The organism is Halobacillus halophilus DSM 2266, from assembly GCF_000284515.1.
Classification (GTDB): Bacteria; Bacillota; Bacilli; order Bacillales; family Halobacillaceae; genus Halobacillus; species Halobacillus halophilus.
In genome coordinates this window covers 4,059,441-4,074,442 of the sequence record NC_017668.1, presented here as the reverse complement: position 1 = coordinate 4,074,442, position 15,002 = coordinate 4,059,441, and the positions used below count along the sequence as shown (strand labels likewise).

At 40.8% G+C, this 15,002-nt stretch carries 14 protein-coding genes; 11 read left to right on the top strand and 3 right to left on the bottom strand.

What is annotated here, in order from left to right; genetic code table 11:
• Positions 1 to 57: 57 nt before the first annotated feature.
• Positions 58 to 537: a 23S rRNA (pseudouridine(1915)-N(3))-methyltransferase RlmH gene (rlmH, locus tag HBHAL_RS19820; RefSeq protein ID WP_014645315.1), complete on the top strand. Its 480-nt coding sequence runs from the start codon at positions 58 to 60 to the stop codon at positions 535 to 537.
• Between the two features lie 88 nt (positions 538 to 625).
• On the opposite strand, the gene HBHAL_RS19815 is transcribed toward rlmH, so the two are convergent.
• On the bottom strand, positions 626 to 1,702 hold the full coding sequence (locus tag HBHAL_RS19815) for a YkvI family membrane protein (protein ID WP_014645314.1): 1,077 nt from the start codon (positions 1,700 to 1,702) through the stop codon (positions 626 to 628).
• A 236-nt stretch (positions 1,703 to 1,938) separates the two neighbouring features.
• Here HBHAL_RS19815 and HBHAL_RS19810 point away from each other — a divergent pair, with 236 nt between their 5' ends.
• The 6 genes from HBHAL_RS19810 (at position 1,939) to HBHAL_RS19780 (ending at position 7,974) form a co-directional block, all read left to right on the top strand.
• On the top strand, positions 1,939 to 3,189 hold the full coding sequence (locus HBHAL_RS19810; RefSeq protein WP_014645313.1) for a PucR family transcriptional regulator: 1,251 nt from the start codon (positions 1,939 to 1,941) through the stop codon (positions 3,187 to 3,189).
• Between the two features lie 103 nt (positions 3,190 to 3,292).
• Positions 3,293 to 4,423 carry an alanine dehydrogenase gene (gene ald / locus HBHAL_RS19805; protein ID WP_014645312.1) on the top strand — a complete coding sequence of 377 codons (1,131 nt, stop codon included), beginning with the start codon at positions 3,293 to 3,295 and terminating at the stop codon, positions 4,421 to 4,423.
• A gap of 60 nt (positions 4,424 to 4,483) precedes the next feature.
• The gene (gene alr / locus HBHAL_RS19800) at positions 4,484 to 5,602 is read left to right on the top strand and encodes an alanine racemase (RefSeq protein WP_014645311.1); all 1,119 of its coding nucleotides are present in this window, start codon (positions 4,484 to 4,486) and stop codon (positions 5,600 to 5,602) included.
• A gap of 229 nt (positions 5,603 to 5,831) precedes the next feature.
• A complete protein-coding gene (locus HBHAL_RS19795; RefSeq protein WP_322786173.1) occupies positions 5,832 to 6,290 on the top strand; it encodes an RDD family protein in 459 nt (152 codons plus the stop codon).
• Between the two features lie 302 nt (positions 6,291 to 6,592).
• Complete coding sequence (locus HBHAL_RS19790) at positions 6,593 to 7,270, top strand: hypothetical protein (RefSeq protein ID WP_014645309.1); 678 nt, start codon at positions 6,593 to 6,595, stop codon at positions 7,268 to 7,270.
• Between the two features lie 299 nt (positions 7,271 to 7,569).
• Positions 7,570 to 7,974 (top strand): hypothetical protein, encoded by a 405-nt coding sequence (locus tag HBHAL_RS19780; RefSeq protein ID WP_051005614.1) that lies wholly within the window; start codon positions 7,570 to 7,572, stop codon positions 7,972 to 7,974.
• 59 nt (positions 7,975 to 8,033) lie between these two features.
• Here the strand turns inward: HBHAL_RS19780 and HBHAL_RS19775 are convergent, their stop codons facing one another.
• Both HBHAL_RS19775 and HBHAL_RS19770 read right to left on the bottom strand, forming a co-directional pair.
• On the bottom strand, positions 8,034 to 8,777 hold the full coding sequence (locus HBHAL_RS19775) for an ABC transporter permease (protein ID WP_014645307.1): 744 nt from the start codon (positions 8,775 to 8,777) through the stop codon (positions 8,034 to 8,036).
• 17 nt (positions 8,778 to 8,794) lie between these two features.
• The gene (locus HBHAL_RS19770; RefSeq protein ID WP_014645306.1) at positions 8,795 to 9,706 is read right to left on the bottom strand and encodes an ABC transporter ATP-binding protein; all 912 of its coding nucleotides are present in this window, start codon (positions 9,704 to 9,706) and stop codon (positions 8,795 to 8,797) included.
• Between the two features lie 274 nt (positions 9,707 to 9,980).
• Between HBHAL_RS19770 and HBHAL_RS19765 the strand changes: the two genes are divergently transcribed.
• From HBHAL_RS19765 to brxC, 4 genes are read left to right on the top strand one after another with little or no spacing between them, the layout of a single operon-like run.
• On the top strand, positions 9,981 to 10,241 hold the full coding sequence (locus HBHAL_RS19765) for a TIGR04540 family protein (protein WP_014645305.1): 261 nt from the start codon (positions 9,981 to 9,983) through the stop codon (positions 10,239 to 10,241).
• A 27-nt stretch (positions 10,242 to 10,268) separates the two neighbouring features.
• Positions 10,269 to 10,871: a DUF1819 family protein gene (locus tag HBHAL_RS19760; protein ID WP_014645304.1), complete on the top strand. Its 603-nt coding sequence runs from the start codon at positions 10,269 to 10,271 to the stop codon at positions 10,869 to 10,871.
• Positions 10,868 to 11,416 (top strand): BREX protein BrxB domain-containing protein, encoded by a 549-nt coding sequence (locus HBHAL_RS19755; protein WP_014645303.1) that lies wholly within the window; start codon positions 10,868 to 10,870, stop codon positions 11,414 to 11,416. The genes HBHAL_RS19760 and HBHAL_RS19755 overlap by 4 nt, the downstream gene beginning before the upstream one ends.
• Complete coding sequence (gene brxC, locus HBHAL_RS19750) at positions 11,382 to 14,993, top strand: BREX system P-loop protein BrxC (protein WP_223254242.1); 3,612 nt, start codon at positions 11,382 to 11,384, stop codon at positions 14,991 to 14,993. The genes HBHAL_RS19755 and brxC overlap by 35 nt, the downstream gene beginning before the upstream one ends.
• Positions 14,994 to 15,002 lie beyond the last annotated feature (9 nt).

Sequence of the window (15,002 nt, the reverse complement as noted above, 5' to 3'; positions counted from 1 at the left end):
TCAGCCCCGCATTTTTGTGATACACTAAGACCAACATATTTTACGGAGGATTTACCTATGAAAATCACAATAGTTACCGTCGGAAAACTAAAAGAAAAATATTTAAAGCAAGGAATTGAAGAATACGTGAAGCGGCTCGGACCGTACGCCAAAGTGGACATTATTGAAGTTTCGGATGAGAAAGCACCAGAAAACCTGAGTGAAGCTCAAATGGAAGAAGTAAAGCAGAAAGAAGGGGAGCGGATCCTGTCTAAGATCTCCCAGGACGCGTACGTGATGACGCTGGAAATTGAAGCGAAACAGCTGACTTCTGAGAAGCTTGCTAGTCATATGGACAGTCTTGCTACATACGGAAAGAGTAAAGTGGCGTTTGTCATTGGCGGATCGCTTGGGTTGAGTGATGAGGTGCTGAAGCGGAGTGACTTTAGTCTGTCGTTTTCCAAGATGACGTTTCCACATCAGTTGATGCGGTTAATGCTTGTGGAGCAGGTGTATCGGGCGTTTAAGATTATGAAAAACGAGCCTTATCATAAATAAATCAAAAGCACATCTGAAGCGAAGCAGAGAATGTAGAAATCCATCTAAACAATGAAAAAAGGCCACCAAATAGAGGTGGCCTTTTAATTTATGCAGATAAACGTTCTTCTTTCTGTTGTGATTTCTTCAATCGGAACGGCGCTGTGATCAAAGCTAAGATCAGGAACAGCCCCATGTATCCAATCAAAGGATAGAAGAATGCGACAAGCTCGGTGAATCCTACAAAGCTGAGTCCGAAAGCTACAACGCCAGTAACAAGGACAAACTTTTTGTGATTGCTTGTACCGACTTTTGTATATCGAGCAGCAAAAGAGAAGAACATGCTGACGGCTGTATTGAAGACCATCCCGAACAATACAATAGAGTAGAACGTCCCTAATATTGGCGATAGGTTATCGACTAGAGCAAGGGTCGGCATATCGTAGGCAGCTACTGTGTCGACTTTAGAGAAAATCGCCAAATGGCTGAGAACGATCATGATTCCGAGCCCAAGACCACCGAGTAACCCTCCAATAGCAGACGTCCGTTCATCCTTCTCGTTTCCTCCCATTAGTAAGGACATGGATGCCCCTACGGCTACGTTGAAGGAAACGTAATTAATAGCGGATAGAAACCAATTTGATAAGGCTGAGGGTTGTTCAATCGCTGCAGAATTTAAATCACCAAAGGACTGGTCCATCGTAAACAGACTGTAAATAGATATGATAATGACGGTCAAAATTAAAAACGGGGTAATGCTGCCAATGACATTGACGACTTTGTCCACGTTCATCATCACGGTGGCCATAACGATAACGCTCATAATAATAACCCCTAAAAGCGGATGCAACCCGAATTGTTGACTTGGAATGGATCCCGCTCCTGCGATCATGACCACTCCGACACCGAACAAGGTCAGGATGATAACGTAATCTACAATCACTCCTAAAAATTTGTTACCACTTACTTTGTAGATCGCTTCTTTATGCGAAGTGGCCTGTGTTCTCGTACCGAGTTTGACCAGCATCATCCCCATATAGGCGAACAAAGCGGTTGAAATAATCGTGCCAATTGTCCCTAAGTATCCGAAACTCGTAAAGTATTGAAGAATTTCCTGTCCCGATGCAAAGCCGGCACCTACAATAATTCCTATGAAGGCGCTTGCAATTTTAAGTACTTGTTTCATGAATGGGTCCTCCTATGTACAGTAATGTCTCTTGAGTCTTCCATTTATAATGAAGCGTTTTCATATGGAAGAAGTCTCTTAACCTTATCATGAATGCGTTTTCAAAGGTTTGGTGGAATCTACAAATCCACTATCTTATATTCGTTCATTTTGACAAAGATTTCAATAGAAGAATGGATTGTTTGTGTGAAAAACAATGATAATATAAGGGTATCCACCCGATAAGGAGTATCACTATGAAACCATCACCAAATTGGACATATTCATATAAAGATTTCATCGATTCACCCGAAGGACTTGCAGATAGCATTGCGGAAATCCTGGGATGCCCGGTCACCATTGAAGATGCTAATCATTTCATCGTCTCCTATAGCAAACACGAACAGAACGTGGATCATGCGCGAACCGCGACCATCATGAGACGGAAAGTACCGGAGCATGTGATTAACGGGCTATGGAAACACGGATTTATGGCCAAGCTTTTTGAAAGTGAAGAGCCTGTTATTGTTCATAAAATTGACGACATCGGTCTCGGGGATCGTCTGGCTATATCTGTTCGTAAAGACAACGAAATTCTCGGCTTCATTTGGGCGCAAACGAATGAATCGCCGATTACTTCCGAGCATTTGGAAGAAATAAAAGAAGCGGCCCAGTGGGTAAGTCACTATTTACTCAGACAGCAGGCTAAGAAGAAAAAGACCGACGAAAGCAGCAAAGAATTTTTCTGGCAGCTGCTTACAGGCTCTTTGCAAAATCCGACAGAGATCAAACGGATGGCGAAAAAGTATCAGATGAACTTGAATGGTCAGCTTTGTGTAGCAGTCTTCGAATTTACAGAAGATATGAGTCAAGCGGTTGAACGACACGCGTATTATTTAACGGAAACCCTTCATCAAACGCGGGTTGTGAACCGGATATTCGATGATCGACAGCTTATTCTGCTTGTCCGAACCGATAATAAAGAAGATGCGAATGAGATGAACCAGGCGTTTATTCGTGAATTCACACAAAAAATGAAAGAACGGCTTCACTTTGAGGATTTAAAAGGGGCGTTCGGCTTGATCTACGATTCCCCGTCCTTCATTAGCGACAGCTATAAGCAAGCGTTGAAAGCTCTGAAATTGAAGGAGCAGTATTCTGAAGGTCTAAAGCATGTCGACAACTATCAGGACCTCGGGGTCTATCAATTCATTCATGAACTGGCTGCCCTTCAAAAAAAGGAAAATTATAAAAATGATGCTCTCAACCATATCAAAACATACGATGAACGCCATAACTCCATGCTGCTTGAGACCTTGAAAGTCTTTCTTGAACATAACAGTAATGTCCACCAGGCCGCTGCCCATATGCATATTCATACGAACACCCTAAACTACCGCTTAAAACGGATTAAGGAAATCGGAAACATCGACTTTAAAGATGTGAACCAAAAAACGATGCTTTATTTAGATCTATTGATTTATGAAAACGAACAGGAAGATTTGTGATTTTACACAAATCCTCCTGTTTATTTTTTCAGTTTCACCTAAATAAAATGAGCAGCAGAAGAGCTATACTTTCCTTACATACAACTTGAAAGGTGGACTCCCCATGATTATCGGAATTCCAAGAGAAATTAAAAATAATGAAAACCGCGTAGCTATTACGCCTTCAGGTGTCGTTAACCTCATCCACGCAGGACATAAGGTTCGTGTCGAAACACATGCAGGTACTGGCAGTAATTTTACAGACGAAGAATATCGCGATGCTGGTGCTGAGATTGTTGAAACCGCTTCCGATATCTGGATGAATTCTGAGATGGTCATGAAAGTGAAGGAACCTCTACCATCTGAATACGGATACTTCCGCAAAGGACTGGTATTATTTACGTACCTTCACCTTGCTGCTGAGCCTGAATTAACGAAGGCCTTAGTAGAGAATGAAGTAACCGCGATTGCTTATGAAACGGTTGCTGTCGATCAGAAATTGCCGCTTCTGACTCCAATGAGTGAAGTAGCGGGCCGCATGGCTACTCAGGTAGGAGCGCAATTCCTGGAAAAATCATTCGGCGGAAAAGGAATCCTATTAAGCGGCGTTCCTGGTGTTTCACGTGGAAAAGTCGTCATTATTGGCGGAGGGATCGTAGGAACCAACGCCGCCAAATTAGCGATCGGAATGGGAGCTCACGTTACAATCGTGGATCTGAACCCGAATCGTCTTCGTGAGCTGGATGACCAGTTCGGGTCAGACATCCAAACCTTAATGTCCAACCCATTAAACATTGCACAAGCCGTCAAAGAAGCGGATCTGGTCATTGGTGCTGTGTTGATTCCGGGAGCTAAAGCGCCGAAAATTGTGACGGAAGACATGGTCAAAGACATGAAAGAAGGCTCAGTCATCGTTGATGTAGCGATAGACCAGGGAGGCAACTTTGAAACGGTCGATCATATTACGACGCACGATGATCCGATTTACGAAAAGCACGGCGTCCTTCATTACGCCGTCGCAAACATCCCGGGAGCGGTACCGCGCACATCCACCATCGCCCTGACGAATGTAACGATTCCTTACGCACTGCAAATCGCTTCTAAAGGCGTGAACCAAGCAGTCGAAGGAAATAAAGCAATTGAAGCAGGAGTGAACACGGCGAATGGTCACTTGACTTATGAAGCCGTAGCGCGTGATCTTGGTTATGAGTACAAACCAGTCCGTGAAGCACTTCAGTCAGTAGCACACGTATAAGTTTAACCTGCTCCTCCACAACTGCTGGAGGAGCTTTCTTTATAGACAGGAGGAATAACCATGACGAACTACCGCCCCACATGGGCCGAAGTTTCCCTGGAAGCTCTCAGCCAAAATGTAAAAGAGTTCAAAGATTATATTCATAAAGAATGCCTGTTGATGGGGGTGGTCAAAGCAGATGCCTACGGCCATGGACTTGTTCCGTGTGCACATTCAATGATGCAGGCAGGGGCCAACCGCTTAGGCGTAGCGATTATTGAAGAAGCGATTGAGTTAAGAAAAGCAGGCATAAACGTACCTATTCTTATATTTGGCTATACGCCGAGAGAAGCGGTTCAGGAAGCCATTGACCATGAGCTTACGCTGACGGTGTATACAGATGAAATTATGGAAGAAGTGATCCGTGCAGCAGAAGAGAACCAGAAGCAGGTGAACATCCATATCAAAGTCGATAGCGGCATGCATCGAATCGGCTTAAAAAAAGGGGCAGATGTCCTCCAACTCTTAGAAAAAAACGACTCCCCTTACGTTCATGTAGAAGGGATTTTCACTCATTTTTCCGACGCGGATAATGAAGACCCGGATTACACAGAGCAGCAATTCCACCACTTCCTGTCGGTCGTGGAAGAGGTGGAAAGGAAATATGGGAACATTCCTATCACTCACTGCTGCAATAGTGCAGCCACCATTGCCTTTCCTTCTATGCACATGGACATGGTGAGAGTGGGCATCAGCTTGTATGGCCTCTATCCCGGGGAACATATGAGAGAATGGATTTCGCTTCAACAGGTGATGAGCCTGAAAACGAAACCTGTCATGATCAAAACAGTCTATCCCGGTGAACCCATCAGCTATGGAAGATCCTACGCTCCAGAGCAGCCCATAGAAGTAGCAACCGTCCCCATTGGCTACGGAGATGGACTTCCCCGTGCTCTATCCAATAAAGGTCATGTTGTGACCAACGGCCAAAAATGCCCGATTGTAGGGAAAGTATGTATGGACCAAACGATGATTGATGTAAGTTCCGTGGAGGAATCCGGCAGAGATGCTGTCTACACCTTTTTCGGGGAACCTGACGAAGGGAACATTCCCCTTAAAGAAGTCGCCGATCAGCTTCAGACCATTCATTACGAAGTCACATGCCAAATCAGCCAGCGTGTACCGAGGATAAATATGTAGAATAGATAATTAATAGACTAGGTCTTACAATCATTTCCTTTCAAAGGCTGTGTCATGGAGGGGGCGCTTTTCTTCTTTCTTAAGCGGCCGCATGTACTTCTAATCCAGATGTTCCTGTCGCCAACCGAACCGGACAAGTTACACCCGAAGCTTCCATTGAAAAGCCCTTGGTTCTTTCGGAAAATGAGTACCATCCCGCCACTCCCAGAACCTTTCCTGTCACGTTTCCATAGAATACAGGACAGGGGAGGAGGGGATTACCATAAACGAAAAGAACCTGTTACAACGACTCATCGCCGCCGGACTTGAACTCATGATCGCCGGCTTTATCGCCGCTTTATACACGCAATGGCTGGATACCGGCCGGGGATTCGAGCCGAACCCGATTTTCTGGAGAGCTTTCATCATCACCCACTTTACTTACTTACTCGTCATTCCACTGTTCGCAAATGGAAGGACACTGGGAATGCTGCTGACGAATTTAACGGTCACATCTAAAAACGGAAACAAACCGCACTTCTCTCAAATTATTTTACGAGCAGTGCTTGGATTCGGCCCTGTTATTCTCACCAACGGGCTGTGGTATTTCGTTTCTTTAATTGCCGGTCTGGTCGATAAGAATGGGCGTGGCTGGGGAGAAATGATCTCGTGTACCACCGTAAAACGAAAGGAAGAGTCTTATGATTAAGTACTGACAAGGATCAGTGCTTTTTTGTGTATATAAAAAATGGTTTTCAGTCCATTAGTGAAAGTCGCTCATAAGCAAAAAAAGCCCCTCAGGTCTCCCGGAAAAAAAGTCCTAAAGGAGCTTTACTAGCTTTTCGACTGCCTAAAAAACTGCAGATAAGACACTATTGCGGCACACTGTCACCCCTAATGGTATTTTGAGCTAAATACTCTAACCACTACCTCAACCAGTAATTAAATGGTATAATTTACATATATTGTTTTTTGTTTTTAATTTTAAAATTCTATTATAGAGGTGGAGAAATGGAGTGTAAAGAGTGCAAACACACTTTTGATGATGCTTACAGTTTTTGTCCATTTTGTGGAAATACATCTAGAGAATACACTGCAAACTCAATTAATAATTCAGGGAACAATAGTTTAAACATTGGTTTAGGGAACAACAGTAGACAGAATTTATATATTAAAAATTTTCATAGTAATGGAGGATCAAGTACACGTGTTGTAGAGTATGCCGATCGCGCTTCGGAAAAAATAGTAGGGGGAGTTAAAGGATATAAAATAAGATATTTGGTTTCCGGTGTAATATCTATCACTGCTGCTTTAATAACTATTGCAGATTTTGTGGGGAAACAAACTGATTTTAATATTTTTTCTACTATTTTCTATATTCTTTTCTTGCTCTTGTTTGGGGCGTATGCTTTTGATTCGAAAGTTAAATACAATACGCTGCAAAATGAAGGAGTTGTTTATAAGAAGGAAACTCCTTTTCTGATTAGGGAAGGTGATCAAGTTTTTCAAGTGCAAAAGTATGGTATATGTCCAATTTGCGAAGGGGAAGTACACATTTATTTCGATAGTGAATTTAACAAAATGGTAGGGAAATGTAATAAAAATCATGATCATAGATATACGTATGATCATACTACTGAATCCGGATCTTTTATTGAAACTTATTATAATAAATATTTAAGAGATTAACGTAGGGTGTAGGTTATATTCTCGAGTGTTCCTTTCTAAAAAGTAATTGAGTGAGAAGTTACTTTTGAACTTTCAAGGAGGATTTTTATGAATTGTCATGGACACCAACGTAGAATTGATTTAGTTAAGAACTATAATATCGTCCCCATTACGCATACAAGGTTATTAAATGGTCATCAGCTTTCGAGTTGTACTGGCAGGAGACTAGAAGATAGTTATTATTCGTTTCACTATGAAAATAAAAAAATAGTAAAGATTCAGGTTCATTTTATTGCGGCAAGCCGACAGGAGAGGACTTTATGAAGTTATTAGGATTAAAACCTTTAAGTATATTTGATCCGTTATCTTCCTCCTATTCAAATAGTAGTAGAACGGTTTCGAGACCTCTAAACCATTCAAAGAACGAATGGAATCCTGAGGCAAAAGAACTTTATAATGCTATCAACTTATTAGTTATTTACTGGGGAAATCGACCGTTAGATGATTTTTTAGCAGAATTTTTAGCAGATTTGAGAAAGTATAAAAACTATCAACCCTATTTCAAGAGGGTAAAGTCAGTTAACACGATTCTAAAGAATAAAAAGAAAAGCACCAAAGATATCTTGGATATTTTGAAAGTTGATAATCCAAATATTCGTTCCTTTTCCTTTTGTAATCTCAAAAAGAGATTAGAAGATAATGGTCTCACTTCTTATCTTATATAATAACCATTTGTTAATAATATGTTTCGTAAAGCCCTCAGTCTAATCTGAAGGCTTTATTTTTAACTTCTGGACTGCCGAAGAAACCTAGGATAAGAAACTAAAGCCAGCACTCCACCAGCCACCCCGGCGATAATTAAAACCAGCAGATGCAGCCAAATATCACCGACCCCGCCGCCAGAAAGAATAATCTCTTTGTACCCCTGCAGCGCCCAGTATTGCGGCAAGGCTTTACTAATGTTCTGTACCACCTCAGGCATGAACTCGACCGGCATCCAAAGACCACCGAGGAGCGCCCCGCCTAAAGCAAGGATCTGTGTCATCGCAATCCCCATATTTTCCGTTCGCACAATAACCGCCATCGCCATGCCCCAGCCGGTCACAATAAACGCAAGAGCCAGGGATAAGAGAATGAGAGCAAAGGGGTCTCCAAGCGGCAGATCATAGACCACGACACCAAACCCAAACAGGACGGTGATCTGGACAAGCACGACGATCATGAACGGCAGCCATTTGCCGAAGAAATATTGATGGATGGAGAGGGGAGTGCTGGCAATTCTTGCGACCATCCCGCGCTCGCGATCTTTTACAAAAACAATGACCATGGAAATCATAATAAAAAAAGCGAACATGATCGTGTAACCCGGGATGATCTGGGTCACCACTTCTTTATAGCTCGTGCTCTCATCACCCGAGAAAATCGCGACAAAAGCCACAATAAATACAATCGGAAGCACAAATGTCCAGAACCACAGCCCTTTATCCTGGACGGTCTTTTTCAATTCCGTACGAGCGATTGCCCACATAGGGATTCCTCCTTTTCCTAAGCGTCTCTTAATTGCGTGCCGGTCAAATTGAAGAAAATATCCTCGAGCCGCGGCTGATAAAGCTCCAACCTGCGTGGTTCCAAAAGGTGTTCCCGACAGTGCGCCACCAATTTCTCCAGCGTGAGAAGCGGCTCGTCACTATTTAGCAAATAGCCGTTTCCTTTCGCTTCTGCCTCTCCAAAGTTTTTCAGCATCTCAAGCTCAATGCCCTCTCCCGCAATAAACAACGAAGGCTTCGCATATTTCTCTAACAACTCTTCCATCCGGCCGAACTCCATGAGCTGCCCTTTATCAATGAGGCCAATGCTGTCACACAGCAGCTCGACCTCCTCCATATAGTGACTGGAGTAGATGATCGTGCTCCCCTCAGCCTTCAGTTGATGAATAATCGAAAAAATCGAATTCCGCGACTGCGGGTCAATGCCAACGGTCGGCTCATCCATAATGACGATGCTTGGTTTATGCAAAAGCGCGCAGCCAATATTCAATCGGCGCTTCATCCCGCCTGAGAACGTCATGACTTTATCTTTTACCCTGTCCGTTAAGCCGATCTGATCAAGCACCTCATCCATCCGGCGCTGCAGTTCTTTTCCTTTTAATCCATACAAGTTGCCAAAAAGGATCAGGTTATCACGAGCAGTCAGCGTATCCTCCAGGCAGATCTCCTGAGGAATATAGCCGATCTGCTGCTTAATCTTGAGGCGGTCCTTCGAAACCTGCCAATCTCTCACATGAATGTCCCCATCAAAATTAAGTAAAATGCCGGATAAAATCTTCATGAGCGTCGACTTGCCGGCGCCATTTGGTCCCACGAGTCCGAAGCAGGTGCCTTCGGTGATGGTGAAACTGATGTTGTCGAGTGCTTGTAGTGAGCCGTAGTGCTTGCTGATGTTTTCTACCTTGATCACAGAACTGTCTCCTTTCCCTCTAACACCGTAATTATTATTAACTGACTCTCATACGTATGCCGGTGATTAGAGGTTTCAGAATATTAGAAAAATAAAACTATAAATCCACAGTAATATGACAACCGCTATCTTCCCAGACGCTGATGAAACAACCATCATTCCTTGTGTGAAGATAAAATGTGGTGTCTAGGAAAATTTTTGTATATTTATCTGCTAGCTATTGTGCAACCATAGAACTACCTATAAAATAAGAGATAAGTATAAAAAAAGTAAGATGAGTGAGGTGGACTGGGTGGGTATAAAACTCTTCCATAAAACACAAAGAGATCTGGCTTCATCAATTAATAATGTTATCGATCGATATTGGAACGACGAGATCGAAGAAGAACAGATGATAGGGCTGGTACATAACCTTTATAAAAACAACGACACTAAGTTTTTAAAGGACGGGGATTTTACAACTGTTTTAAAGCAACAATGTGGTAAACGAAGGTTAGAAGTTGTAAACAAAATTCTCTCTAACCGTAATAAATGAGAGGGAAAGAGAATGTAGGTGAAAAGTATGCACTATTCAGCCGGATTTACTAAAGAAAAATGGTCAGAACATGAGATGTATATCGTTATTGAACTCATGAAGCAAAATAAAACTAAGAATGAAATATTAGAAGAAGTAACTGAGAAGAATCTATTCCAGTTGCGAAGCCCAGTCAGTATAAAGAATAGATATAATATGGTGTATAGACGAGCGGCAGTCCTAGGTGATGAACTACAACAACATTTTTTAAGTGCCGTTGATTACGACAGGAAGGCTTTGACATTGTATTCTTTTTTGGATGTGTATCGCATTCCTTTAGAGTTTTATTGGGAAAGAATCGTCTATAAATATGAACTTCAAGAGTCGTTATATGCGAATGACTTTCATTATTTCTTTGAAGAAAAGGCTAATACAGACGACAAAGTTAGTAACTGGAGACCTGAAACAATTAAGCGTCTTATAAGGTCATTAAGCTTGTTCTTTAAAGAAGCCAAGATGATTGAAAAGGTGGATCAGACGAAATATTCAATAAATCCGATACATATGACTCAATCCTTAAGAACATATGCTGAAAAGAATGATCCTTTATTATATTCTTTTACAGTCTTAGAAAAGGTGAATGAATTATGAAATCGACATATGAACGCTTAGAGCAAATGGAGAAGAGGATCAACCAGGAAGGATTCACGAACCCCAAAGGCATCGGGAGTGATATTCCTCATTTTGTACTGGATTATCCGCCGCAGGACGAGTTGCAAGTACGTGTATATTTAAAAAACATGTTGAAACGTACCAAGGTAAATATTAGAGAGGTGAACTTATTTGAGTTTCTGCTCTCCTTTTTTGAAGAGGATGAAATGGAAGAATTGTATGAAGTGGCTGAAGAGGAGGGTCTACGTGGGTTAAATGATGTAATCGAGCCAATTCTTAACGAGGGTAATACAATGATCCAGCAATTTAAAGATATGACAGAAGAAGCGGAGCTAATTTTCATTACTGGTGTTGGCACAGCACACCCTTTCTTAAGATCAAGCCAGTTATTAAAAGCTATTTCAAGTAAAGGGTACAAGAAGCCTATCGTGCTTTTTTACCCAGGGGAATTTACAGGGTTAAGGTTGAAGTTATTCAGTATTCTGGATTATGAAGATGACTATCAACTATCTCGAATTTCATGAGGAGGGGAAAATGATGCAGATTAAAGATCTATTTGAAAAAGATATATTTCGTCCAATTAATAACGTCGTTCAGGCTGAACAAGTAGAAGAGGACGTAGTGGAAACGGAATTGGATGAATACGTCCTGACCGAAGAAAGTGAGCATTATCTTGAGAGATTTTATAAGAATTATTTAGCTGTCTATAATCAACCCTCAACAAAAGTGGGTGTATGGATTTCGGGTTTCTTTGGGTCTGGTAAATCACACTTCTTAAAGATCCTATCTTATTTATTACATAATCAGACAATTGCAGGTAAAACACCTGCTGATTATTTTGAAAACAAGTCCGAAAACCAGGAGCTTCTGAACATGATGCAACAAGTATCCGAGAAAAAATCGGATGCATTATTATTCAATATCGATTCACGTTCTACATCTTCTTCTAAGGATTCGGAAAAAGAGCGTATTATCGAAGTGTTTCTGAGAGTGTTTAATAATCATTTAGGATATTCAGATACCTTATGGGTTGCTGAGATGGAACGCCAACTAGATAGTGATGGGAAATACGAAGAATTCAAACAAACAATCTTTGATCAAAACGGTAAGTCTTGGGAAGAACTCCGTTTGAAAATTTTATTACGTAAAAGAAAAGTTATAAAAGCTCTTGAAACAGTAGGTTATGACCAAGATACGGCGGAAACATTCTTTGATATGAGCAGAGAATGGTTTTCTATTGATGCTCAACGAGTTGCAGAACTCGTTGCTGATTATTGTAAAAGTCAGGGACCAGATTATCGTATCGTTTTCCTTGCCGATGAAATTGGGCAGTATATTGGCAACAACACAAGCTTAATGCTCAATCTACAAACAATTACAGAAAAACTAGGGGATTTATGCCATGGTCAGGCATGGATAATCGTCACATCACAGGAAAAACTTGAGTCAACCGTATCGGATTTAGACAGTACGAAAGACTTTTCTAAAATCCAAGGACGTTTTGAGACAAAAATTAACTTATCCAGTGCGAATACAGATGAAGTAATTAAAAAACGTCTTTTGGAGAAAGAACCAGTTGGTGCTGATACACTAAATACTATTCATGACCAAGAAGGAAAACTGATTCATAACCGTTTGGCTTTTGATACGAATAACACTCAATTGCGTTCCGGTTACCGTAATATCGAAGAATTCGTTTCCTTTTACCCATTTGTTCCTTATCAAATTGAGTTACTGCAGTTAGTCTTCACCAAAATCCGTAATCTGGGAGAAGGTGGGCAGCACACCTCTCGAGGTGAACGTTCCTTACTTAAAGCTTTCCAGGAAGCTGCCCAATTAAATGCTGAAGAAAATGTAGATAATATGGTTACTATGGCAGAATTTTATCCTTCTATTCGTGATTACCTTGAATCATCGATTACGGGTACAATCGCAAGAGCGCAAGATCGTGCCCGTAACCAGGAAGGGTTAGAAGAGTACGACGTAAAAGTTTTGGAAGTTCTCTATCTAATCAAAGGAATCGATGAAATCAAATCTACACCAAGCAACATTGCAACACTCATGATTGAAACGGTTTACGATGAACGCCAACCGCTGGAATACAAAATAAAAGAATCGTTGAATCGGCTTCAGACTATAATGTTCATTGAGCAGCACGCAGATGGTTCCTATTCATTCTTATCAGACGAAGAACAAGAAATTAATCGTGAAATACGCGTAGAAGACTACAACGGTTCTGCTGTGAAAGAACGATTAGGCAATCTCTTTTTTAATGCCATGTACCTTCACCCGAAATATGAATATAAGTATAATGGCCAGACAAAACATTTTAATTTTAATAAGCGGTTTGACAGTTATGTGAAAGGACAGATGAACCACGAATTGACCATACAAGTTTTTTCTGAGGGAATGACAGATTCAGAAGCGATTTCTAAGGCAAATTCTGGGTATTTAATCGTTCTCCTGAACAAAGATCTAGTTGCAGAAGCAGAGAGGGCTCTTGCATATATTCAACAGGTAGATAGTTATGTACGACGCAAGCAAACTAGTACAACTTCACAGCAGCAAAAGCGGATTTATGAATTAAAACTTGGAGAAGTGGATGAATTCGCAGAAAAAGCTGAAGAACTGTTGGCCAAAGCATGTGACAATGCCAGCTTTTACATTCAAGGTCAACGTCGTGATTTCAGTGGCAAGTTTGAAAACAAAATCGATCAGGCTATGAATATGTTGGTTCGTAGTACATTTGAGAAATTAGATTATATTGAAAAGCCTATATCCTTTAAGGACAACAAGAAAGAATGGGAGCAAGTCGTAAAGGATTTGGGACAACAAAGTTTGTTTAGCGACACAAATAAGAATGCAATGGATGAGATGAAGTATTTTATAGAAGAACTTGAACGTTTTCATGATCAAAGAACACTAAAACAAGTCGTGCAAAAATATAAGACGATTCCTTATGGTTGGGAAGAAAAAGATACGATCGGTATTTTAATGGGGTTAATGAATGCAGGGAAAGTACGGTTTATGTATGCGGGAGAACCTTTTACACCTAAATCAAACCAATTTTATGATCGATTAGAAAAATTGTCTGAACGCGATCGCATAGTTGTTCTTCCAATTGTAGAAATGGATAATAAGCTGAAACAAGAACTGATTGCACTTGTACGAGATTTCTTTTCGATTACTCAACCGTACGATACGTATGATTCTTATGACGAGTTAATAAGAGAAAAAGTAGAAGAAGAATTTGTTCGTCCTATTGAAAAGGTACGTGAAAGAAGACGCCAACAGGATACCACAAGTGAATATCCGTATCCTGGCGAAAGTGATATAAGAACTGTAGTCAATGGAACACAAAAATTACTGGCTAACCGAGATCCAGAGCAATTTTGTCGCACGTTCATACAGTACGAAGATGATATTGAAGAGTGGTATGACATTTTAGAGAAGCTTCAAGGCTTTTATGAAGGAAATCCTATCGTCAAGTTTGATGAAGCGGTTAAAGCTTTAGTTGAACATGAACAGGACATAGAAGTCATTCATAATGATGAGCTAGGTGAAATCGTACGACGGATGAAACAAATTTTGTTACAGGAAGAACCAACCAAAGATATCAGTCAGTTACCAAAGTTAGTGGATAACCTGAAGAACCTTATCCAAGATGAAACCAATAATCAAAAACAGGCAGTACTTGTACAATCTAATAAATCTATGAATGAACTAGAGACCCTAAATGATCAATATTCAGAATATGAAACTATAACAGAATACATCCAATTAAGAACGAACAAAGCTAGTCAGCTTTATGAAAAGATAAAGGAAAGTGAACGTATTTCCAGTGCGCGTATCAATCAACAACAATTAAGAGAGCTGATTGATTGTACAAAAGTCAAAACACGGCAGATGCTTAAAGAATTAAGAGAGGAATCAGATGCTGTTAAGAGAGAACCAAAGGTTATTACCGAGCGAGAATTATATGATTCTTTCTTTAACCAAGTTGATAGTATTGATTCTGAAGAAGACTTGGAGCGGGCAATTGAGTCATTAAAAAGAAATTTAATAAGAGAATTACAAACATACTATTTTGTTAAATCATAATCCATGGGG

Excerpts from the sequence above, each read along its gene's own strand:
- rlmH (WP_014645315.1), top strand. The coding sequence starts at position 58 with ATGAAAATCACAATAGTTACCGTCGGAAAACTAAAAGAAAAATATTTA.
- HBHAL_RS19815 (WP_014645314.1), bottom strand. The coding sequence starts at position 1,702 with ATGAAACAAGTACTTAAAATTGCAAGCGCCTTCATAGGAATTATTGTA.
- HBHAL_RS19810 (WP_014645313.1), top strand. The coding sequence starts at position 1,939 with ATGAAACCATCACCAAATTGGACATATTCATATAAAGATTTCATCGAT.
- ald (WP_014645312.1), top strand. The coding sequence starts at position 3,293 with ATGATTATCGGAATTCCAAGAGAAATTAAAAATAATGAAAACCGCGTA.
- alr (WP_014645311.1), top strand. The coding sequence starts at position 4,484 with ATGACGAACTACCGCCCCACATGGGCCGAAGTTTCCCTGGAAGCTCTC.
- HBHAL_RS19790 (WP_014645309.1), top strand. The coding sequence starts at position 6,593 with ATGGAGTGTAAAGAGTGCAAACACACTTTTGATGATGCTTACAGTTTT.
- HBHAL_RS19780 (WP_051005614.1), top strand. The coding sequence starts at position 7,570 with ATGAAGTTATTAGGATTAAAACCTTTAAGTATATTTGATCCGTTATCT.
- HBHAL_RS19775 (WP_014645307.1), bottom strand. The coding sequence starts at position 8,777 with ATGTGGGCAATCGCTCGTACGGAATTGAAAAAGACCGTCCAGGATAAA.
- HBHAL_RS19765 (WP_014645305.1), top strand. The coding sequence starts at position 9,981 with ATGAGTGAGGTGGACTGGGTGGGTATAAAACTCTTCCATAAAACACAA.
- HBHAL_RS19760 (WP_014645304.1), top strand. The coding sequence starts at position 10,269 with ATGCACTATTCAGCCGGATTTACTAAAGAAAAATGGTCAGAACATGAG.
- HBHAL_RS19755 (WP_014645303.1), top strand. The coding sequence starts at position 10,868 with ATGAAATCGACATATGAACGCTTAGAGCAAATGGAGAAGAGGATCAAC.
- brxC (WP_223254242.1), top strand. The coding sequence starts at position 11,382 with ATGAAGATGACTATCAACTATCTCGAATTTCATGAGGAGGGGAAAATG.